The 22,018-nt window shown below is 47.7% G+C and carries 17 protein-coding genes; 1 reads left to right on the top strand and 16 read right to left on the bottom strand.

Features of this window, described 5'->3' with window-relative positions; all coding sequences use genetic code 11:
• Window positions 1–120 precede the first annotated feature (120 nt).
• Both GXO76_09070 and GXO76_09065 read right to left on the bottom strand, forming a co-directional pair.
• Complete coding sequence (locus GXO76_09070) at window positions 121–1,266, bottom strand: response regulator (protein NOY78004.1); 1,146 nt, start codon at window positions 1,264–1,266, stop codon at window positions 121–123.
• Between the two features lie 8 nt (window positions 1,267–1,274).
• Window positions 1,275–4,820: a GAF domain-containing protein gene (locus GXO76_09065; GenBank protein ID NOY78003.1), complete on the bottom strand. Its 3,546-nt coding sequence runs from the start codon at window positions 4,818–4,820 to the stop codon at window positions 1,275–1,277.
• Between the two features lie 463 nt (window positions 4,821–5,283).
• Here GXO76_09065 and GXO76_09060 point away from each other — a divergent pair, with 463 nt between their 5' ends.
• On the top strand, window positions 5,284–5,442 hold the full coding sequence (locus GXO76_09060; protein NOY78002.1) for a hypothetical protein: 159 nt from the start codon (window positions 5,284–5,286) through the stop codon (window positions 5,440–5,442).
• A gap of 146 nt (window positions 5,443–5,588) precedes the next feature.
• Here the strand turns inward: GXO76_09060 and GXO76_09055 are convergent, their stop codons facing one another.
• The 14 genes from GXO76_09055 to ligA all read right to left on the bottom strand — a co-directional run bounded on the left by GXO76_09055 (window position 5,589) and on the right by ligA (window position 21,877).
• A complete protein-coding gene (locus tag GXO76_09055; protein NOY78001.1) occupies window positions 5,589–6,218 on the bottom strand; it encodes an RnfABCDGE type electron transport complex subunit A in 630 nt (209 codons plus the stop codon).
• A gap of 13 nt (window positions 6,219–6,231) precedes the next feature.
• On the bottom strand, window positions 6,232–6,837 hold the full coding sequence (locus GXO76_09050; protein NOY78000.1) for an electron transport complex subunit E: 606 nt from the start codon (window positions 6,835–6,837) through the stop codon (window positions 6,232–6,234).
• 10 nt (window positions 6,838–6,847) lie between these two features.
• Window positions 6,848–7,453, bottom strand: a complete 606-nt coding sequence (locus GXO76_09045; GenBank protein ID NOY77999.1) for an RnfABCDGE type electron transport complex subunit G — start codon at window positions 7,451–7,453, stop codon at window positions 6,848–6,850.
• Window positions 7,450–8,484 (bottom strand): RnfABCDGE type electron transport complex subunit D, encoded by a 1,035-nt coding sequence (locus tag GXO76_09040; GenBank protein ID NOY77998.1) that lies wholly within the window; start codon window positions 8,482–8,484, stop codon window positions 7,450–7,452. The genes GXO76_09045 and GXO76_09040 overlap by 4 nt, the downstream gene beginning before the upstream one ends.
• Before the next feature lie 36 nt (window positions 8,485–8,520).
• On the bottom strand, window positions 8,521–9,855 hold the full coding sequence (gene rsxC, locus GXO76_09035) for an electron transport complex subunit RsxC (protein NOY77997.1): 1,335 nt from the start codon (window positions 9,853–9,855) through the stop codon (window positions 8,521–8,523).
• A gap of 438 nt (window positions 9,856–10,293) precedes the next feature.
• Window positions 10,294–10,752, bottom strand: coding sequence for a transcriptional repressor NrdR (gene nrdR, locus GXO76_09030; protein NOY77996.1), 459 nt, complete (start codon window positions 10,750–10,752; stop codon window positions 10,294–10,296).
• 39 nt (window positions 10,753–10,791) lie between these two features.
• A complete protein-coding gene (locus tag GXO76_09025; protein ID NOY77995.1) occupies window positions 10,792–12,081 on the bottom strand; it encodes a serine hydroxymethyltransferase in 1,290 nt (429 codons plus the stop codon).
• A gap of 17 nt (window positions 12,082–12,098) precedes the next feature.
• Window positions 12,099–12,539 (bottom strand): ribose 5-phosphate isomerase B, encoded by a 441-nt coding sequence (gene rpiB, locus GXO76_09020; protein ID NOY77994.1) that lies wholly within the window; start codon window positions 12,537–12,539, stop codon window positions 12,099–12,101.
• Between the two features lie 8 nt (window positions 12,540–12,547).
• Window positions 12,548–13,840 carry a tetratricopeptide repeat protein gene (locus GXO76_09015; protein ID NOY77993.1) on the bottom strand — a complete coding sequence of 431 codons (1,293 nt, stop codon included), beginning with the start codon at window positions 13,838–13,840 and terminating at the stop codon, window positions 12,548–12,550.
• Window positions 13,841–14,157: 317 nt separating this feature from the next.
• Window positions 14,158–15,375: a hypothetical protein gene (locus tag GXO76_09010; GenBank protein NOY77992.1), complete on the bottom strand. Its 1,218-nt coding sequence runs from the start codon at window positions 15,373–15,375 to the stop codon at window positions 14,158–14,160.
• A gap of 10 nt (window positions 15,376–15,385) precedes the next feature.
• Entirely contained in the window at window positions 15,386–16,537 is a 1,152-nt protein-coding gene (locus tag GXO76_09005; protein NOY77991.1) for a DNRLRE domain-containing protein, read from the bottom strand.
• 9 nt (window positions 16,538–16,546) lie between these two features.
• Window positions 16,547–17,815, bottom strand: coding sequence for an imidazolonepropionase (locus GXO76_09000; GenBank protein ID NOY77990.1), 1,269 nt, complete (start codon window positions 17,813–17,815; stop codon window positions 16,547–16,549).
• A gap of 306 nt (window positions 17,816–18,121) precedes the next feature.
• Complete coding sequence (gene hutU, locus GXO76_08995; GenBank protein NOY77989.1) at window positions 18,122–19,783, bottom strand: urocanate hydratase; 1,662 nt, start codon at window positions 19,781–19,783, stop codon at window positions 18,122–18,124.
• A gap of 66 nt (window positions 19,784–19,849) precedes the next feature.
• A complete protein-coding gene (gene ligA, locus GXO76_08990) occupies window positions 19,850–21,877 on the bottom strand; it encodes an NAD-dependent DNA ligase LigA (protein ID NOY77988.1) in 2,028 nt (675 codons plus the stop codon).
• Window positions 21,878–22,018 lie beyond the last annotated feature (141 nt).

Genomic DNA, 22,018 nt, shown 5'->3' with positions numbered 1-22,018 from the left:
ATTATGGTGATCGTACAAAAAAACGATGCCTTAAAAAACACTCATTTTTGAATGCTGCCTTGAACAATCACCACAATTTATTGGGGTGAAGACGGTTGCAGTCGCCCTGACCGGAATGGATTACTGCTCGTCCAAAGAAACCTCCGGTAAAAAAACCATGACGGTGGTTCCCTTTCCTTCTGTACTTTCGATCTTAATATATCCCTTGTGAGCCTCTACAATTCCCTTAATCAGGGGCAATCCAATTCCCGTTCCGCCGCCTAAAAACCCCCGTTTTGAGGTACTGTGATAGTCGGTATTCTGAACCTCGTAAAAGCTTTCAAAGATATGCCCCAATTCATTTTCCGGAATACCGATTCCCGTATCAGCGACCGTAATTTTGAAAAATTTATTTTCCTTTTCAGCCGAAACGCGAATTTCTCCCCCATCCGGTGTAAAACGAATCGCATTGGTCAGCAATTCTTGCAATACCCGGCGCAGATAAAACCGATCGGCCACAATATCCGAAAAGGTGTCATTTGGCTGGAAACGAATGGACAGATCGCGTCCCTGCAAATCCACTTTTGTTTCCAGCAGGACTTCCTGAATCATCTCATTCAGGTTAAATACGCTCTCATGGGGCACTAGCTCATGGGATTCGACTTTCGCAATCTTAAACATATCCAGTACAATCCGTTCCATATCATCAAGGGCGTTTTTAATCACGCGTTTGAACTCTGCCTTTTCTTCTTCGGAAAAGGATTCATCTTCCAGAAAACCAAAATAACTTTTTGCATGGGTGACCGGTGTTCGCAATTCGTGGCTTGTAATGGCAATAAACTTATCTTTTATTTTCTGAAGCTCTTCCAATTTCTCCTTAACGGCCCGTAATTCCCTCACCTCCTTGCTTATGGAAATCTTCTCGGCACATTTTTTAACCACCAGCCGCATCTGATCAATTTTAAGAGGCTTCAGCAAGAAATCATAGGCGCCCAGTTTCATGGATTCGATGGCATTTTCCACACTGGCAAATCCGGTCATCATAATGACTTCCACGTGGGGATAATCCCGCTTAATATATTTCAACAGTTCCATTCCGTCCATAATATCCATTTTTAGATCAGAAAGAACAATATCCACATCGCCGGACGCAAGTAACCGAAGAGCTTCAGCCCCATTAGTGGCCGTTTTAACATCATAGCCTACTTTTGATAGCCCGCGCTGGCAAAAATTTAAAATGACGGTTTCGTCGTCCACAACCAATATGCGCGTTTTCAAGGTCTCCATTGATTTCATTAAACTTTCCCTTGATTATTTTGGGTTGATTGCTCCAAGTCAATTATTTTACTGTCCCCAATGTATGTTTTTGTCTCTATTTTTACAACATTCCGGAATTTCTTAACCAAATCGCTAATTCGCTCAGCCTGCTTTTCAACCTCTTGCAGATCAGACATCAGGGGATCCTCCGGCTTCAAATCTTCCTTAATCAGAGCCAGATACCCTAAAATGCCTGTGAGCGGCTGATTAATCTCATGGGCAATCGAGCCTGCCATTTCGATGGCCAGGGTCAACCGTTCGCTCTTGATTTTTTCGGATTCGTACTGCTTGATTTCCGTAATATCTTTGACCAGAAACAGAAAATATTTGGAAAAATCAAAATCAAGGAACTGGGAAACAGTAATTAATAATATCTTGCCATCATGGGAAAATTCGATAAAGAGAGAATTTCGTTTACCCTCCCAAAGCAAATCAAAATCGGGATGTTTTTTTAGAGCGTCCAAAAAAGGAAACACCCGGGCCCCGTCTTTGCCCACGCGGGTAGCCGGGAATTGATTCTTAAAAACCGGATTCAGGTAGAGGACTTTCCATTGGTGATCTGTCATGGCCACGCCTTCCCCCATTTCCGAGAGAATCTGGTCCATTTTCCCCTTCTCATATTTCAGCTGTTCATAAAGCCGGGCATTGTGAATGGCCTGCGCCATCTGGTTTGCCAGGGTTTGAATCGCATGAATTTCAAATTCGTGAAAGGCATCCGTTTCCATGGTTTCAATATTCAAAACACCCAGAAAGTGATCCCGGAAAAGAATTGGGGCACAGAGTTCCGAACCCGTGATATTCTCCCCAACGGGAATAAACCGCGGCTCCCGGCTCACATTGTTCACACAAACAATTTCCCGTGTTTTCGCGGCCAGCCCCAGCAATCCCTGACCAATGGGCACCTTTTTGCCAATAGGCCATTTGGAAGGCGTCCCCCCGCTGTCAGCCACCTTAATCAACACATCTTTATCTTCAGCAGAGACCAGATAGACGGAGACCAAAAAATGCCCGAATTTTTGCTGAAGCTCCTTCGCTAATTCACGAATAAAACCAATGGAATCCAGCTGGGAATTCATGATCGCACCCAATGAACTGACCAGCTCCATCTGTCTGGCATGGGATTTTTCCAGGCGAATGCGCTCCTCAAATTCATAATAGATGGCCAACTGCTCGGAAAAGGCTTCAATGGTAGAAATGTCCACAGAATCAAAGGCCTCATATTCCATTTCCTCAATATTCACCACGCCGATGATTTCATCATGGAGCCGCAAAGGAACCGCCAATTCGGATTTTGCCTGAATATCCTGATATTTAAAATAATGGGGATCCTTTTCGGCATTGGGGGCATAATAGGTTTTTTTCGTCCGAATAACCTGGCTCATAATTCCCGTGCCCAATTCCTGGATGTAATCCTCTTTCATGACATCCTGCAAACCGCCGGAAATGGCCTCCAATTTCAGTCTGTTTTTTTTCTTATCCAGAAAAAAAACAGCCACATGCCAATAGCCCAGATTATCATGAATGAAATCCACGCTCTTTTGAAGAACCTCGCGAAAATTCCCTGTTTCCGCCCAAATTTTCAGACCCTGGCTGAGCAAATCCAATTGAGTGGCCCGTTTCGTTTCCAACTGTACCGATGTAAAATGCCGGATCACCAATCCAATTTGGGCACCGACGGATTCCAAAAACCATTTTTTATTGTCGTTCAGATGCGTTTTCCCGGGCAGCCCCAGTGAAATCACACCAAAGGGAATACCCTCCGATAAAAGCGGGATTCCCATAAAGCCCTGGATACCCAGTTCTTCAAAATAACGGGTTCTGAATTTGGGACTCAATCTGGAATCGGACAGTATATCTTCTACATAAACCGGTTTTTTGTATTTGATCACTTCATACGTCATGCTGTGCTTATCTATCGTTTGGATTTCTTCAATCCATTTTTCACTTGTACCAATCGAATAGACCAGCGAAAACGATTCTGTTGATGGATCGAACAAATAAATCAATCCCAAAACGGCATTCTGTGCTTCCATCAGCAGGTGAAGGCTGGTTTCATAAATCTCCTGAAGAGAATTGCGGGAAAGAATGAGCCCCGTAATCGCGTTGGTCAGGCTTAAAAACCGATTTTGCTCAACCAGTTTTTGCTCAAATTCCTTCTGTTGCGTGAGATTGTGGATAATTACCTGATAAAATACCTTTTCCTGAAGTTCAATTCTGGTGGGTTTTACCTGGATCCGAAGCAGTTTTCCGCCCGGCTGACGATAGGTTAGCTCCAGCGGGATGTTTGTTTTTTTCTGCGTGGTATATTCCAAAAACGGCAGATTGGAAAAGATGTCACTCACATTTTTTTGGGCCAACTCTTCCGGCGGAATGACCAGAAGCTCGGAACAGGCGTGATTGGCCGTTACAACTTTACCATCCGAAGAAAACACAAGAATAGCCTCTCCGGCTTCTTCCACAAGGGCCCGGTACCGATTTTCTGAATGAGACAATTTTTGTAATGACGTATGAAGCTTAACAGACATATCATTAAACGCATCAATCAATTGTGAAAACTCTTTTATTCGCCCCGGTGGAATTTTTTGTTGAATTTGGCCGCTTTTGATTCTTTGTGCCGCATCTATCAGCCGTTGTAGGGGACGCTGAAAAATCCGTGCCATCAGCCCGCTGATTATAAAGAGCACGAAGGCCAGAAAAAAGAGAAAATATTTAAATTCATTCAAGGATTTTTTTCGCAGGCGATCATGCATTTTCCATTTTGCCTCAATGGGCAAAAAATAGGCATCTGACTTAAAAAACAACCCCGTCCGCCATGAAAACAGGTCTTGCCGGCGCGCAAAAAACTCAAGTGAATCGTTCTGTTCATGAAACAGGCGGTCATTTGTTTTCAGAATTTTTTGAAATATTCTTTTTTTATCAGCCTTTATCCGATCCAATGACAATCGCTGCCAGGTAAACGGCCCTCCGGATAAATGCGAAAACAGGACAACTGTCTTTTGTAACGGATCCAAGATAAAAAAGGTTCCGGACAGGGTGTGACGAACGGGGGTAATGTCTTCGAGCAAGGCCTTAAAATTAAATACAAGCAGGGCGGTATTTTTTTCGCCATTCATCCGGAATGTTTTCATGGCAAGCATATATCCCGGAGATTCCGGCTCATAATCACTTAAATCAACCCAATAAATGGCCCCTTCCGATATCTGTTTTTTAATGGAATCGGGTTGAGAATCCAATATCACTGCAACGGGCAACTGATTTATGATCCGGCTGTTCGGCGGCTCTTTTGCGACAATGTCGTTTTTCTGATTAAGGATGGCAAATTGCGAGGTGTATTTTGAAAGAGAACGAACCGAAAAAAGGAGCTGGGTCAGTTTCGTGGAAAAATCAATGACATTTTTTGTATTTACTTCGGTGGGGGCCCGGGACAAATTCATGGCCGTTTCTTCCCAGAAGGGATACAGCGTACACATGGTTTGCAAGGCCCGGTTGACATCACTGAAGGCAAACTCCAGTTTTACTCCCATTTCTTTCAGAGTTTTATGGATTTCAGACTTTTTTGTATTATCAATAAATTGATAGATATCCGAAGACAGGCCCTTTTCATGTTTTCCCACGGTTTGATTCTCAATGAAGTGGCTGAGCAGCAGAGGAAAAAACATAAGCAAAAGGAAACTGACAAAAAATACTCCAAACAGGGAGGGTCTTGTAAAGCGTCTCAATTTTGATCGTAATGTTTTCATGAATTGCTTTTTTATCCGCTGCAATTAATTTTGGGCATTATCCCGCTCCGCCGTGACTCCCGGGGCCGGAAAGGCACAGGCGCGACGAGACCCTATCCTGCAAATGCAGTTTAGTGTGTTGCCCATTTTCCGAAGTTGAATCAAACGTACGTTTTCGGTGCCAGACCGTAAGGCAAACAGAGAATAGGCCGTTGAAAAGACGGGCATCCAAAAGACCTAACGGGAAAAGATTACCCCGATCTGGTGTATGAGCTTATCGTATAATTATTATCGGCAGTTTAGTTTAAACCATGAGAAAAAGGTGACACGGTTCCCCGTCGATGAAGGCCTGCGGGCCCATCGCGACAGGGTATTTTTGCGATTTTCCAAATCCGGGTTGAATATTTTTCCAAACGGACAGTTGTGAATCACCAGCGGTCGGTCGGAACTCGGTGCCTGTGCGATAGTCGTCGGGGAAATTGCCCTTTCAGGAATCGTAACCCAAAGGAGAAGAACTCAACTGAGTGCATCTGAAATATCCGTTTATGTATGCTCTCTCTTTTTAAAACGGATTTACAGCCGTAACCCGGCAAATCCGAGAAAAGCAATCGACATCAGAGCGGCCGTAATGAACGCAATGGGAGTTCCCTTAAACGATTCCGGAATGCGGGCTGAATCCAGTTTTTCACGAATACCCGCCATCAGCACAAGAGCCAGGGTAAACCCAACGCCGCTCATAAATCCCTGAGTAATGCTTTCCAACAAATTCAGGGAATCGTTGATATTCAAAACCGTCACACCCAAAATAGCGCAATTTGTTGTAATGAGTGGCAAATAGATTCCCAGAGCCTTGTACAGGCCGGGGGCCGATTTTTGTACCACCATTTCAACAAACTGCACAAGCGCTGCAATCACCAGAATAAACGCGATGGTGCGCAAAAACGTCAGGTCAGGGGGATGTTTCAGGCTGAAGATATGAAAAAACACATTGGTTGACGCCGGTTCGAGCAGGTACACGTAAATCAGCCAGGTGACAAATGAAGCCAGGGTCATGACAAAAATGACGGCAAATCCCATTCCGAGAGCCGAGCTTATTTCCTTGGAAACGCCCATATACGGGCAGATGCCCAAAAATCGATTTAAAACAAAATTGTTCACAAAAATAGACGCAATGGATATAATCAATAATGTTCTGAGTTCCATCATTCCTCCAAATTTACAAGACGGCTCGTTTGCGATCGAAATAATTAAGCAGTGCCATATACAGTCCCAGAACCAGAAAAGCACCCGGAGGCAGAATCATGATCAACATGGGGTGGTAAGAGGTTCCCAGTACCGGAATCCCCCAGAGCGTTCCGTTTCCAATTAATTCCCGCGTAAAGCCCAAAAGCGAGAGGGCCAGTGTAAACCCAAGTCCCATTCCCAATCCATCCATGATGGAGGGAAGGACGCTGTTCTTTCCGGCAAATGCTTCAGCGCGTCCCAGAATAATACAGTTCACGACGATCAAAGGAATAAAAATTCCCAATGCCTTGTGTAAGCCGGGGGTGTAGGCGGCCATAACCAGATCGACAATAGTCGTAAATGTGGCAATAACCGTAATGTAAATCGGAATCCTGATTTTTGAAGGAACCCAAGGGTGAATCAAAGACACCAAAAAATTCGAACTGGTCAGCACAAAAATAACGGCAACACCCATTCCCACACTGTTCTGGAGCGTATTTGACACAGCCAGTGTCGGGCACATTCCCAGAACCATTCGAAACGTGGGATTTTCTTTATAAATCCCTTTGGTAAATTCTTTGATCAACGACATTGCCAAACTCCCTCAATTAAAAAATCAGACTCAGCTGTAAATTTTCGGATGGCGTTTTTCCCAGTAACTTCTGCAATCGTTTAATCCCCAGATTTACGGCTCGTGTTACCGCCCGGGAAGAAATGGTCGCCCCGGTTACACTTTTAATCTGCCCGCCGTCCTTGTCAACGGCCAAATTACCGCCCTTTTTCCCGATAAACTGCCGTTGAAACCACGGAGATTTTTCGCCGTATTTGATTTCCGTAATCTTCGCCCCAAGGCCGGGGGTCTCGGCCTGGGAAAGAATTTTAATGCCCTGAATAGCCCAGCTCGTATCCACTCCAACCATTACTTCAATTTCGCTGGAATACCCGTGGGCAGAAGAAATAATGATGTATCCTGCCAGATGGGTTGTGTCGGGTGAAGCGTATCCCTTGTAATATTCTATTTTCCCCCCTTTTTTCACAGGAATCAGGACCCCTGTATTGGCGGAGGGCAAAACCTGTTTTAATGACTGTTCCATTACAAGGCGTTTCTGGGCATCGATTCTGGGTTTGGTAACATTAAACACGTACGCCAGAGCGCCGGCGGCAATGATGGCTGTCAGGGTTAGTACAGCAGGCAGTTTGAAAAAATCCTTCATTTTCTCCTCCTCTCACCGAAAATTCGGGGACGGGTGTAGCGATTGAGAAGGGGAACGGTTAAATTCATCAGTAAAATGGAGTAGGAGGTCCCTTCCGGGTACCCTCCCCAGAGCCGGATGATCACCGTCAGAATGCCGGCGCCGACTCCGAAATAGATTCTTCCAGAAGGTGTCAGGGGAGAGGTAACCATATCTGTTGCCATAAAAAATGCCCCCAGCATAACGCCGCCCGCCAGGAGGTGAAAAATCCAATCGCCTGAAAACAGGCCGCTGGGCCCCCCAAACATCCAGGCAAGTACGGCGACCGTAAAAAGATAGCTAAACGGAATCCGCCAATCAATAATGCGTTTGTACATCAAAAGAGCAGCCCCCAGTAAAATCAGGAAAGCAGACGTTTCACCCAGACAGCCACCCACATTTCCCCAAAAAAGATGGCCGTAGGCTTCCTTCAACTGCAGGATTGCCGATTGAGCCTGACTGACCTTTTCCACCGCATAATTGGACTGGTGTTTCAAGATATCCAGGGATTGTTTCATCACATTCAGAGGGGTGGCGGTTGTAATGGCGTCGATGCCGGACAGGGTTCCTCCCCGAGGAGCCACTTTGAATACGGTCATGTCAATAGGCCAGGACGCCAGCAAAAAGGCACGGGCAGCGAGCGCCGGGTTTACCGGGTTAAAACCCAGACCCCCAAACGCCTGTTTCGCAATGGCAATCGCAAAAACTCCCCCGACAATCGGCAAATAAAAAGGGACATTTGACGGCATATTAAATGCCAGCAGAATTCCGGTTACTACAGCACTCCAGTCGGTAATGGTTACCGGTCGATTCATCATTTTCTGCACAACGGCCTCCGTGACTACGCACGACAGAACCGTCAACGCGGTCACCCATAAAGCCCGCCAGCCGAAAAAATATGTGCCCCCAATTAGGGAAGGAAGCAGGGCCAATATCACATAAATCATAATTTTTGAAACATTGTCCCTGTCAAGAACGTGGGGTGATGAAGAAACTCGAAATAATTTGTCCATAATCCCTTCCTAATCCTTAGACCCGCAGAACCACAGTTAGCTCGCTTTTCGTTTTTGGAGATTAATCTCGTATTTCCCAAACCGGATCGACTGCAACAAATGGCGTTTGGCCGGACAAACAAATGTGCACGTACCGCATTCAATACAATCCATTATTCCCCATTTTTCGGCTTCGACATAGCGCTTAAAATCAGCGAATTCAGCTAAAGTTGTGGGCACCAGATGCATGGGACAGGTGTCCACGCATCGGTTGCATCCGATACACGGCATCGGATCGGCCACGCGGACATATTTTTCCGTTAAAAGCAAAAGGCCGGATGTGCCCTTAATTACCGGTACGTCATCCGTGTGCTGGGCCAGCCCCATCATAGGGCCGCCCATGATTAACTTAGACACATCCTCCCTGTAACCGCCGCAATACGCAATGACATCTTTGAACAGTGTTCCAATTCGAACAATCAGGTTTTTGGGTTCTTTGATTCCCGGGCCGGTTACGGTGGTGACGCGTTCATAAAGAGGTTTCCCTCTGGCCAGGGCCTCGTAAATGGCCCGGGTTGTCCCCACATTTTGAACCAGACATCCCACATCCATCGGCAGGCCCCCCGTGGGAACTTCCCGATTCGTGATCGCTTTAATCAGCTGTTTTTCGGCTCCCTGCGGATATTTCACCTTTAAGGCAATTACGTCTATGCTGGAATCGTTTCGGGTCACTCCCCGCATTTTTTTAATGGCATCCGGTTTGTTTTTTTCAATAGCGATGATAGTCCTTTTAACGCCCAGTATTTTTTGAATAATCTTTATCCCTGCCACGATTTCTTCGGAAAACTCAACCATCGTCCGATGATCTGCCGTCAGATAAGGCTCACATTCGGCGCCATTAATGATAAGCGTATCAATGGGCTTTTCCGCCGGTGGAGAAAGTTTCACATGCGTGGGAAATGTTGCCCCTCCCATTCCGGCAATCCCGGCCATTTGAATCCTTTTCCTCATCTCCTCAGGCGAAAGGTCCATGTAGTTTTCATCCGGCCGCACGGCCTCTGAAAAAGCATCTTCGCCGTCGTTCTGAATAATAATTGAAAGAACCTTTTTCCCCAGAGGATGCGGCATTTCTGCAATTTTTACAACCTTTCCTGAAACCGACGCATGCACCGGGACTGAAACAAATCCCTTGGGCTCACTCAGGCGATCACCGATTTTTACCCGATCACCCACCTTTACCAGCGGTTCCGTAGGCGCACCGATATGCTGCTGCAGGGGGATGACAACCTGTTCGGGAGCCGGCATTTTTTCTATCGGTTTCTTTTCCGTATATTTTTTCGCTTCAGGAGGATGTGCCCCGCCGTGAAACGTTCGCTCTTTAAATCCAAGCATAAAACTTCTCCTCAAATCGGTCAGAATCCCACAGTTGTCCGCGCGCAAATGCCTGGCCATATCGTATCGCACAAAGGGATTCCGCCTGCCGGTGCCTGATTACGGATTGACACGCACTGCGGGCGGAACACGATGTTTTTTTCTTATGTGAGTCTGCCTTAAAAACCTTTGCCCAGAAATGTCGTCAATGACAACGACTTCATTTCCTGTAAAATAAAATGCATGCACATTGTACCATTCGGGCTTCTTGCAATTGCATTGTATGGTATTTTTGCACAAAATAAACCTATCCCCCGCATAATATCTTTGTTTGGGACAGTTGTGTGGCTCTGCAGCTTTTGGGTGGGACAAATTGGTTTGACACGACGTTATAAAAACAATCTATAATATACGCATAAAAAACGTTTTCCTCCGCTGCCACCGCCACAATCTTAGCACTTACTTGCTTTTTCGGATCAAGCTTTGAAGCTCTTTCAGGAATTCTTCCGTATCCTGAAATTTGCGATAAACCGACGCAAAGCGAACATACGCAACTTCGTCTAATTCCCTTAAATGCTGGCTCACAAATTCGCCAATTTGCTTGGAAGAAACCTCTTTTTGATATAAATCCTGAATTTGCCCCTGCACTTTTTCCACAACTTCTTCAATTTTCTGCCTTGGAATGGGGCGTTTACTGCACGCAATTTCAATTCCTCTCAGGAGTTTATCGCGCGCAAAGGATTCCCGCCGGCCATCGGACTTAATGACCATAATTGGCAGGTCGATGATGTACTCCTTGGTTGTAAACTTGCGTTCACAGGACTGACACTGGCGGCGGCGGCGTACCACCCGCCCATCTTCACTACTGCGTGAGTCCAGTACTCGATCATTATCTTCACCGCAAAAGGGACATCTCATAAAAATCTTTTCTTTAAGAGCTGGTCGTGCAACTGAATTTTACTCCGGGAGCTCATACAAAGGAAATTTCCGGCAAAGGTCCTGAACCTCTCCGAAAACGTCCCGATATACGGCATCCTTTCCAAGATTTAGAAGAACCCGGTCAATCAGTCCGGCAATATACCGCATCTCGTTTTCCTTCATTCCGCGGGTAGTCAGCGCCGGGGTTCCTATCCGAATGCCGGAGGTCACAAACGGGCTCTGCTTATCAAATGGAACCATATTTTTGTTTACGGTAATTCCGGCCTGTTCCAGGGCCTTCTCGGCTTCTTTTCCGGTAATGGAACGATTGGACAAATCCAACAGCATAAGATGGGTATCTGTGCCGCCTGAAACAACCGTGTATCCTCGTTTTATAAATTCATCAGCCATAGCCTTTGCATTGGCAATAATCTGCCGGGCGTAGTCCTTGAACGAGGGCTGCAAATCTTCTTTAAAGGCCACCGCTTTGGCTGCAATCACGTGCATCAGCGGACCGCCCTGGCTTCCGGGAAAGACATTGCTGTCAATCACTTCCGACCAACGTTTAATACGACCCTTGGGAGTGGTAATTCCCAGATCGTTCTCGCCATCTGCACCCAGCAAAATCATTCCTCCGCGCGGCCCGCGAAGGGTTTTGTGGGTGGTTGTGGTCACCACATGGGCATACGGAATCGGACTTTGAATCAGTCCTGCGGCCACCAGACCCGCCGGATGGGCAATGTCCGCAACTAATTTTGCACCCACGCGATCGGCAATTTCACGAAACGCCCTAAAATCGATTTCGCGGGAATAGGCACTGGCACCCGTCATAATCATTTTGGGCTTTTCCCTTTTGGCCACATCCTCCACCTGATTCATATCGATAAAGCCTGATTCATCCACGCCGTAGGCAACCACTCTGTAATAACGTCCTGAAAAATTAACGGGACTCCCATGGGAAAGATGGCCCCCGTGCGCCAGATTCATTCCCATCAGGGTTTCCCCGGGATTCAGCAACGAAAAATAAACCGCCATATTGGCCTGCGTGCCCGAATGAGGCTGTACATTGGCATGGACCGCTCCAAAAAGTTGTTTGGCGCGTTCTCGTGCCAGATTTTCCGCCACATCCACAAACTCACAGCCCCCGTAGTAACGCTTGCCCGGGTACCCCTCGGCGTATTTATTCGTCATGATGCTGCCCATGGCCCGCAAAACGGCCGGACTCACAAAATTCTCCGATGCGATTAGCTCAAGCTTATCATTCTGGCGATGCGTTTCATTTAGAATCGCGTCGTAGATTTCCGGATCAACTTCCTTTAAAAGCTGCACAGGAGTTCCTCTTTTATTTACATTCCCGTTAAATAATGGATTTTGTCTATCCTCCGCTGGTGGCGTCCTCCCTCAAAAGGGGTTTCCAGCCACACCCGCACAATGGTTTGTGCTTCTTCTGCAGAAAGAACCCGCCCGCCCAGGGTCAGAACATTGGCATTATTGTGGCGGCGGCTCATCTCGGCCAAATAGGATGTCGTGCATTCTGCCGCCCGGATCCCCTTTACCTTATTGGCCACAATGGACATCCCAATTCCCGTACCGCAAATCAAGATACCCCGGTCAAATTCTCCTTTCGCCACAGCCGATGCCACGGCATAGGCGAAATCCGGGTAGTCTACAGAATCTGTCGTAAACGTTCCAAAATCCTTGACCGATAGGTTGAGCGATTCCAAATACTCTCGAATGGCCTCTTTTAACTCAAAGCCCGCATGGTCCGATCCCACGGCGATTGAGATATCAGCCATTAGTAAATCCACTTGTAACACTTACTGGTTGGTTCTTTTTTGCCCTTGTTAAAGAACCGATCCTCTTTCGTCGGGAGCATGGAACGAATGGCATCCATTCGACGTTGAGCCAAATCCGCATATTGGGGATCGCGCAGAGCCTTCTTGTATTCATTGTAGGCCTTTTCGTACACCAGCTTGTCGTCGAAATCCACTTTCCCGCCTTTCTGGTTGATGCAATCGCCGGCAGAGGCTTCGTAAATCTGGGCCATCGTTATGTAATCCAATCCATATTTCGGATCGATTGAAATCGCTTTTCGCACATAATTCTTCGCAATTTTGTATTGTTTTTTCATCCGATAGGCGGACGCAATATTACAGAAAATCTCAGGATTTTTGGGCTCTAATTTTTGAAGCTTTTTATAGATTTTAATGGCCTCTGAGTAATTCTCCAAATTCATATACACATAGCCCAACAAGGAAAGAGCAATCTTGTTCTCCGGCTCAATGGACAACACCCTTAAATACATATCGCGTGCTTTTTCCAAATCGCCACGATTGGTGTAAGCCTTTCCCAATTGCAACATCAGGGTAACATCGTTCGGGCTATTTTTAAGGATCTCCTCCTTTTTGGCAATGGCCTCCTCCTCGCGGCCGCTTTCTTTATATAGAATTGAGAGAACCTCCAGGGCTTTTCGATCATGGGGTTTCATGGCGGTGTATTTCTCGTAAGCGCGAATAGCGTTCTCCGTATCGTTTAGCTTCACATATATTTCGCCCAGAATCTTCCAGTCTTCCGCTTTTTTGGGATTCAGTTGAACGGCCTTTTCATACTGCTCAGCAGCTTTTTTCAGCTGCCCCTTACCGCGCAAAATATAGCCCAAACTTTCATGCAAATAGACATCATTGGGAAAAAATTTCAGCCCCATGGTGTAGGCCAGTTGAGCGCTGTCCGGCTTATTTTCCTGAACATAGCAATTCGCCAGACGGGCAAAAATGTCCTTGTAATGGAAGGTGTCGGCATACGCCATGGCTGTGTCCATCCGGATAACTTTCCAGAAGTACTTTTTGGCATCCTTGTAGGACTTATTCTTGTAATACTCGTATCCCGAGCTCCAGCTTTTCAATATTTCAAATTGCTGAGCCTTTCTCAAGGAATCTTCAATAGCCTTTTTACGAGCCGCTGACATTCCTTTGTTCACCGTTTGTTGTGGCGCGCATCCCCAGAAAATTCCAACATAGAGAGTGAGTGCTGCCACTATTCCCACAACCAAACTCCAGACAGTCCTCTTTTTTTCGTTTGCCCGTCCCACGATCTTTCCTCCTTCGTTATTTGAATAATCCCTCAAAATATTTGCTGCGATTCAGCCACACGGTCTTTAACAACCATTCGGCCAAACCCGATCAATCGCCACAAAATTCAAGGGAAATTTTAATAAAAAAAACACCAAAAGTCAAGTATTTTTTTAAGTTATGAAACATCACCCCAATGAATTACGGCAATGACATAAAAAATAAAATGCTTCAAAACCCTGCGAATCGGCTCTTTTGCCCTGTACCATTTGTTGTCTGTTTTTAGTAAATGTTCCTGTACCCGTACCACAATTTACCGGGGTGAACCCGTTTTATTCTACTTTTTAACTCTCACAAACCATCTTTCCCCGCCTGTTACAAAGATTTTCAGTCGAAAAATAGATTCTTTATATGAATTGGCAGAAAGATGGCCGCGCATTCCGGCTTCAAAAGCAAAATCGATGGAGCCTCTTCCCTTTCCGAAGGGGAAGCCAAAGCCGAATGTCCCCACATTTTCAATCACTTTTTCGTTTCCCTGAAATCCCAAAACATTCAGTGTGTGGGTGTAAAAACCAGCACGCAGAGAAATCTGTTTTAAAAACGGAGAAAACACATCCTTGTTTCCGCCCAGCTCCGCACCTAACGACAGCCGGCGTTCATCGGTCATATCGGGGTCTGCCTGTCCGTTAATTGCAAATTTTGACCATTGTTGTGCCCAGTAATCTGCGCCAAAAAGCCACCGATTCTTGAGTTTTACACTAAAACCCACACCGTATTTGGATGGATAGGTCCAGTCCTTTGAAGTGGACGTTATGATCTGCGGCTGGCTGTATCTTTGTTCAAGGCGCATGTGCATGGTGCGGGTAGGCCAGTAGGAAGCTCCCACGGAAAGCCAATGAGCGGGCCGGATAAGGGCACCCACGCCGGCATTGAGCCCCCACACTTTTGTATTGTACGTATTCTTTCCATCCCGGAAGGTGGGATCCGTGAAATCCAGTTTCCAGATTTCGGCAATTTTCCCGAATAAAAAATCAACCCGAGTCCCCAAATAGATATGAGGCAGAATTCTAAAGCCGGTTCCAAGATAAAACGTATTCATCCCGCCTTTTTTCTCAACCGATTTTGTGTAGGTCACATCGCCGATATGCTCGGCGCTTTCCAGACGAAATTGCGAGACCGTTTCCGGGACGATTCCGAATTGGATGCCAATGTTTCTTTTAATCGGAAAACCGGCGGCCATTGAGTTAAAATTGGAATAATAGCTTTTAAAATTTCCTTCGTTGGCTGAAACGTTCAATCGTTGAAAAAGAAAACTGGCACTGGTACGAACATCCAGAAGAGCCCCAAATTGAGCAGGATTCAGTGTATTTAAATATCGGGGATCCAGAAGAGACAGGGACACTCCTCCCATGCCCGTGGCCTGAGGCCCAACCACATAGCGGCTAATTCCAAGCCCACGAAGAGAATAAACGGAATCAAAATCGTCGGCATGGACGGATGAGATTCCTAACAAGAAAACAATAAGAAAACTGCTGACATATTTGAATCGTAACACGTATTTCCTCCTACTTCTGAGCTGGTAGCGAATAATAAATCAAAACGGTGGGTTTAAGAACAGAATCCGATTTATCCGTAAAAAATACGGCACGAAAAATATCCAGACCAAAGTACCTGGGAGCCAATCGAAGCCCGTTGTTCGCGTGTTTTCCGGACACCCACTTTTGCACAAAATTGGTTACATCCACTGATAGATGATCGCGGCTGGTGGAAAGGCTTGTGGAATCGATCTCCGTACTGTCCGGCTGCAAAACGCCGCCTTCATCTTTCATCATGGCTTTTGTCAGCGAATAGGAGCGGTTAGCCGATAAAAGAGACGCCGTTGTGTCAATGGCCAGGCGCAATGTGGCCCGATGAATGGTGGCATCGGTCGGGAGATCGGGAAGGGTAAATTTCAGGGATGCTGCAAAGCCAATTCCATCACCAATCATCAAAGGATTCTTCAGCAAGCCCAGAATATCTCCCTGGTTATCCTTCGGAAGTGAGACATCTTTTTCGCAGGTTACGAAAGCGCTGTCAGGAGAACCGTTCCTCTGAAAGAACACAAACAACACCGGGGGACTCGTACTTTCTCTGGCATAAAAGCCCTTAATAAATGCATCGGTGGGCGATGTGAGAAGAAGTCCGTTATTTTCAATAGTGGAATCCTTCCATCCTTTGACCAAATCCGGCGGGATCAAAAGTGAATCATACGCATCGGTTTGTGGGGTTAATTCTGCGGAAATAACAGGCGTTCCAAGAGGAACGGTGGCCAAGTCCCCGAGTTTAACCTCTCGCTCCTGCCAATCTGATTGAGCCGGGTACACGTTTACCGTCATGAAGGTTTTTTTGGCAGGATTTAATACCTCAAAGGGTTTAAACCGCAAAATCACTTTGTCGATTGTAGCTGTATCGGGAATGGTTCCGAACGAACTGAACTTGAGCAAAATCGATGAGGAATATCCCCCGGCCGTACCTATATACAGAGCCGAGCTTCGGCCCATCTGTACGTCCACAGGTTCGGTTTGAAACTGATCTAATTTCTGAATAACAACCCTTTTCTCCACCCCCGGATTTTGTCTCTGGAGCACACTAATTGAAAGCGGGTTCTTCTGATTTTGACATCCCACCACCATTAATCCGATCAGACCCAAAATGAATCCATATTTTGCGTGTTTCATAAATGTCCTCTAATTTTTCAAACGGCCGTAGACAATTTGACCTGACTTAATTACGGTACTAACGAGATTCCCCCCAAAATAATACGGAATCATTCGGTAATCGTCCGCATCCCACAAAACAATATCCGCTTTGTAACCGACGGCAAGATTGCCGATTTCATTTTCCATCCGAAGTGCCTTTGCCCCGTGAATAGTGGCCGCCACAAGTGCTTCGGCAGGCGTCATTTTCATGTAAATTCCGGCAAACGTTGTCATCAGCGCCATGGACTGTGTCATACTGCTGCCCGGATTAAAGTCCGTTGCCAGCGCAACCGGAACCCCCGCCTCAATAAGCCGGCGGGCCGGAGGATAGGTTGCAGACCCAATAAAAAATACGGAACCCGGCAACAGGGTGGCCACACTCCCGAATTTCCGTAGTTTTTCAACTCCATTTGGGGTGACTTGTTCCAGATGATCCACAGACAGGGCGCCCAATTCAGCCGCCAGTTCCGTACAGCCGATCGCATGAAATTGATCGGCATGAATTTTTAGCCCCAACCCGGCTTCGCGTGCAGCGACACAAATTTTCAGTGTTTCTGCCGGAGAATAAACCCCCTGTTCACAATAAACATCACAGAATTTTGCCAGATGATTTTTGGCCACGGCTGGAATCAGGACATCCGTCAGCAAGCGGATGTAGTCCTCCCGATTGTGGCGGTACTCATCCGGCATTTCGTGCGCCCCAAGAAATGTCGGCACAATTGTCACGGGATGCGTACGATCGGCTTCCCTTAAAACTTCAAGGGATTTGATCTCCGATTCGTAAGACAACCCATACCCGCTCTTGGCTTCCACGGTGGTTGTTCCCAATTCCAGAAACCGATCCATCCGACGGAGCACCTTTTTCAGCAAGTCCTCTTTTGAAGCCTTTCGGACGGCTTGAATGCTGGCGCGAATTCCCCCTCCGGCGGCAGCAATGTCTTCATAGGATCGGCCCTGCAGGCGCATTTCAAATTCCCGTTCCCGCGTGTTCATAAAAACGGGATGCGTGTGAGAATCCACAAATCCGGGTAAAGCAATCCTTCCGGCAGCGTCAATGATTTTTGTCCCTTTGCCCGCCCACTTTTCGCGAATATCCGCCTGGTTTCCTACGGCTGCGATGCGATCTTCCTGAATGGCAATGGCAGAATCTTTCAGAACCTGAAAATCCCAGCCCATAACCCCATCGGATTTTTTGGGGGCGTTTTCAAATCGAATGATCTGACGGGCATTTTCGATGATACAGGTCGCTTCCGGCATTTTCGCTTATCGTTTTGTTACCATCAAATAAAATTATTATTGTCTGTTTTTAATGAACCTAAAAATATATTGAATTTATGACTAAGTTGCAAGTGAAAAAGCCAAAAAGTTAGGAAGGTTCAGGGGGAAGATGCTTCCCAAAAGCCAATTGGCCTGCAAAACGGACATCCCCGCAAAAGGATCGACGTGGCCAAACAGGCTTTCGGGAAGCAAACGAATGAGAAGCCACTATTTTTCCCCTCACAACAAACAAAGGGCATTACTGAATTTTTTCAGCCGCGCAGTCGCAGCAACGAAAAGATGATTTTATTTCATCATCGGTATTTTCACACCGTGTGATTTCGCAAACGAAATCGCTTCCTCGTAACCGGCATCCACGTGCCGGGCAATGCCGCTGCCGGGATCATTGGTCAGCACGCGCTTCAATCGCTCGGCCGCCTCCGGCGTCCCGTCGGCCACACTTACCTGGCCGGCGTGAATCGCCAGACCAATGCCCACACCACCGCCATGGTGGACAGACACCCAGGACGCACCCGAAATGGCATTAAGCAGACCGTTCAAAATCGGCCAATCGGCAATGGCATCGCTGCCGTCTTTCATGCCCTCGGTTTCTCGGTAGGGGGACGCCACCGACCCTGTATCCAGATGATCGCGCCCAATCACAATAGGAGCCTTTAAGTCACCCCTGGCCACCATTTCATTCATGGCCAGAGCAAATTTGTCGCGTTCGCCGTAACCCAGCCAGCAAATGCGGGACGGCAGACCCTGAAAGTGTACCTTTTCCCGGGCCAGCGTAATCCAGCGCTTCAACACCTGATCCTCCGGAAATAATTTTAGAACCAATTCATCCGTTTTGTAGATGTCCTCCGGATCGCCCGAAAGGGCTGCCCACCGGAAGGGTCCCCTGCCCTCACAGAAGAGCGGGCGGATATATTCGGGAACAAATCCAGGAATATCAAATGCATTGTCAACGCCCGCCTTTTTTGCCTGTCCGCGAATGTTGTTGCCGTAATCGAATGTAACGGCCCCGCGTTTCTGCAATTCCAGCATGGCTTCCACGTGCCGGGCCATGGATTCGTAGGCCATTTTCTGATAGGTTTCCGGATCGCTTTTTCGAAGTTTTAGTGCCTCTTCGTAAGGAATTCCGTTGGGCACGTAGCCGTTCAGGGCGTCGTGGGCGGAGGTCTGGTCGGTCAGCACATCGGGCACGATTCCACGGCGCACCAGTTCAGGGATCACATCGGCCGTATTTCCCAGGAGACCCACCGAAACGGCCTGCTTTTTCTCCCGTGCATCCATTACAATCCTGAGGGCTTTGTCCAGATCCGTTTCCATGCGATCCAGGTAGCCGGTTTTGAGGCGTTTTTCAATCCGGGCGCGGTCCACTTCGATTCCCAAAAATGCGGCCCCGTTCATCGTAGCCGCCAGAGGCTGAGCCCCGCCCATGCCGCCGATTCCACCGGTTACCAGCAGTTTTCCGCTGAGATCCCCGCCAAAGTGCTTTTTGGCCGCTGCCGCGAAGGTCTCGTACGTTCCCTGCAAAATACCCTGTGTACCGATGTAAATCCAGCTGCCCGCCGTCATTTGTCCGTACATGATCAGTCCCAGAGCCTCCAAACGGCGGAATTCGTCCCAGGTGGCCCAGGCCGGAACCAGCAGCGAATTGGCAATCAACACGCGGGGAGCCATTTCGTGGGTCCGAAAAATCCCCACGGGTTTACCGGATTGGACCAGGAGCGTCTCATCATTCTCCAGATCCTGCAAACTTCTCACGATCGCGTGGTAGGCCTCCCAATTGCGGGCGGCTTTTCCGCTGCCTCCGTAAATAATCAGTTCTTCGGGCTTTTCCGCCACCTCCGGATCCAGATTGTTCATGAGCATCCGCATGGCTGCTTCCTGATGCCAGCCCTTACAATGAAGCTGATTCCCCCTGGGTGCGCGAACGGGTTTATATGCTGATTCAGACATGATGACCCTCCTGATTTTAGGCTCTTGCTTCCCAACATCTGCCGAAAGAAGTGGAAAGACATTTTATCAATCTTGGTTTACACCCGTCTCAATTAATCTTTCAAATTCCTCTTCGTTAAGAAGGGTTACCCCCAATTGCCGGGCTTTATCGTACTTGGAGCCGGGGTCTTCGCCTACCACCACATAATCGGTTTTTCGGCTCACGCTGTTGCTTACTTTTCCACCCAACGATTCCACCAGAGCCTTTGCTTCATCCCGGGTGTGGTTCCGAAGCGCCCCTGTGAACACAAAGGTTTTACCGGCCAGGGGCTGGGGCTTCTCTTCCTCCTTTTCCGGATACACAAGGGTAACGCCCGCCTGAAACATCCGGTCAATTGTTTTCAGGTTTTGATCCACGGAAAAGAAATCCACAATGCTCCGTGCCACTTCCGGGCCGATCCCCTGAATTTCCATGAGATCTTCTTCTGTGGCCGTTTTCAAAGCATCCAGATCAGGGAATTTTTCAGCCAATAACCGCGATACAAATTCGCCCACATGCCGGATCCCCAGGGCGTAGAGAAATCGATCAAATGAAATGGTCTTGCTCTTTTCAATTTCATCCATCAAATTCTGAGCCGATTTCTCCGCCCAGCGTTCCAATCCGAGCAGATCCTCTTTTTTGAGATAAAACACATCCGCAACGGAGGTTAAAAGTCCGGCCTCCATGAGCTGATCCACAATTTTATCGCCCAGGCCGTTGATGTCGAAGGCCCGTTTCGACACCAGGTGAAGAATGCGTCCCTTCACCTGAGCCGGACAATTCATGTTCGGGCAAAAATAGTATGCACCTTCTTTCTCCAGCGGAGCCCCGCACACCGGACAATGTGTGGGCGGTTCCACCGTTTTTTCCTCTCCCGTGCGGCGTTCGGGAATGGGCTTCACCACCTCCGGAATCACATCGCCCGCCCGTTCCACGAGAACCCAATCGCCCACCCGGATGTCCTTCTGTTTCAGCAAATCAAAGGTGTGAAGCGTGGCTCGCGAAACGGTTACGCCGCTGATCTGAACGGGCTGCAATTTGGCGACCGGCGTCACAATTCCGGTTCGGCCCACCTGAAATCCGATATCCAGAATTCGGGTTGTTTCCTGTCGGGCCGGAAATTTAAAGGCCACCATCCAGCGGGGGGCCCGGGTCGTCATTCCAAGGGCCGCTTGCTGCGACAGATCGTTTACTTTAAAAACAACCCCGTCAATTTCAAACTCCAGTGTGTCCCGTTTTTCCTGAAGGCGCCTGTAGTACCCGATGGCTTCCTGAACATTTTTGCACAGGCAGATGTCCGGGTAAATCAAGAATCCCCATTTTCTAAGCGTCTGCAAAATCTGCCACTGCGTTTCAAATGTAATTCCTTCGTGCCCTCCCACTCCCCAGGCAAAAAATTTGAGATTGCGCTGAGCCGTTATTTTTGGATCCAACTGGCGTAACGAACCGGCGGCCGCATTGCGGGGATTGGCAAAAGGAAGCTCTCCGTTTTTGAGACGCTCTTCATTCAGGCGATGGAATTCCGGCTTGGACATAATGACTTCTCCCCGAATTTCAATCAGCGCAGGGGCCGGAATTTCCGCTGTTAAGAGCTGAAGCGGAATTGTGCGAATGGTTTTCAGATTGTTGGTTACATCATCCCCCACCTGGCCGTTCCCCCGTGTGGCTCCGCGAATCAACCGGCCGTTTTCGTAGGTCAAATTGGCTGAAAGACCGTCGAATTTAGGCTCACCCGTGTATTCAACGGTTTCCCGGGCCAGACCTTCCCGAACGCGCCGGTCAAAATCCAGAAACTCTTCTTCGCTGAAAACATCGTCCATGCTGAGCATGGGGACCAGATGCTGAACCGATTCAAAGCCCACGCCCTCGGGGCGAGGCGCCCCCACACGCTGCGTCGGGGAATCCGGTGTAATGAGGTCTGGAAACTGGGCTTCCAGATGTTTAAGCTCCTGAAAAAGACGATCGTACTCGGCATCGGAAATAACGGGATCCGCCAAAATGTAGTAGCGGTAATTATGGTAATTAATTTCCTTCCGAAGTTCCTCAATCCGCTTTTGAGCTTCTTCGCGCGTCATGATAAAGCCCCTTATTTGTTAAGTCTACTTTAACCCACTCATTTCACGGATTTTCGCGAATTGATTTTGTTGAAATCAACTCTGTGCACTTTGTGTCTTTCGCGGGACACCTTTTATTTTCCAATAAAAAAGCCCCTTCGT

This window comes from Calditrichota bacterium (assembly GCA_013151735.1).
In the GTDB taxonomy this organism is placed as follows: Bacteria; Zhuqueibacterota; JdFR-76; order JdFR-76; family BMS3Abin05; genus BMS3Abin05.
This window is presented reverse-complemented; position numbering and strand designations above follow the sequence as displayed.

Bases quoted from the DNA above. Each gene is read 5' to 3' on its own strand.
- GXO76_09055 (NOY78001.1), bottom strand. From the start codon at position 6,218: ATGGAACTCAGAACATTATTGATTATATCCATTGCGTCTATTTTTGTG.
- GXO76_09045 (NOY77999.1), bottom strand. From the start codon at position 7,453: ATGAAGGATTTTTTCAAACTGCCTGCTGTACTAACCCTGACAGCCATC.
- nrdR (NOY77996.1), bottom strand. From the start codon at position 10,752: ATGAGATGTCCCTTTTGCGGTGAAGATAATGATCGAGTACTGGACTCA.
- ligA (NOY77988.1), bottom strand. From the start codon at position 21,877: ATGACGCGCGAAGAAGCTCAAAAGCGGATTGAGGAACTTCGGAAGGAA.
- GXO76_09070 (NOY78004.1), bottom strand. From the start codon at position 1,266: ATGGAGACCTTGAAAACGCGCATATTGGTTGTGGACGACGAAACCGTC.
- GXO76_09000 (NOY77990.1), bottom strand. From the start codon at position 17,815: ATGCCGGAAGCGACCTGTATCATCGAAAATGCCCGTCAGATCATTCGA.
- GXO76_09065 (NOY78003.1), bottom strand. From the start codon at position 4,820: ATGGGAGTAAAACTGGAGTTTGCCTTCAGTGATGTCAACCGGGCCTTG.
- GXO76_09060 (NOY78002.1), top strand. From the start codon at position 5,284: ATGAGCTTATCGTATAATTATTATCGGCAGTTTAGTTTAAACCATGAG.
- GXO76_09040 (NOY77998.1), bottom strand. From the start codon at position 8,484: ATGGACAAATTATTTCGAGTTTCTTCATCACCCCACGTTCTTGACAGG.
- hutU (NOY77989.1), bottom strand. From the start codon at position 19,783: ATGTCTGAATCAGCATATAAACCCGTTCGCGCACCCAGGGGGAATCAG.
- rsxC (NOY77997.1), bottom strand. From the start codon at position 9,855: ATGCTTGGATTTAAAGAGCGAACGTTTCACGGCGGGGCACATCCTCCT.
- GXO76_09005 (NOY77991.1), bottom strand. From the start codon at position 16,537: ATGAAACACGCAAAATATGGATTCATTTTGGGTCTGATCGGATTAATG.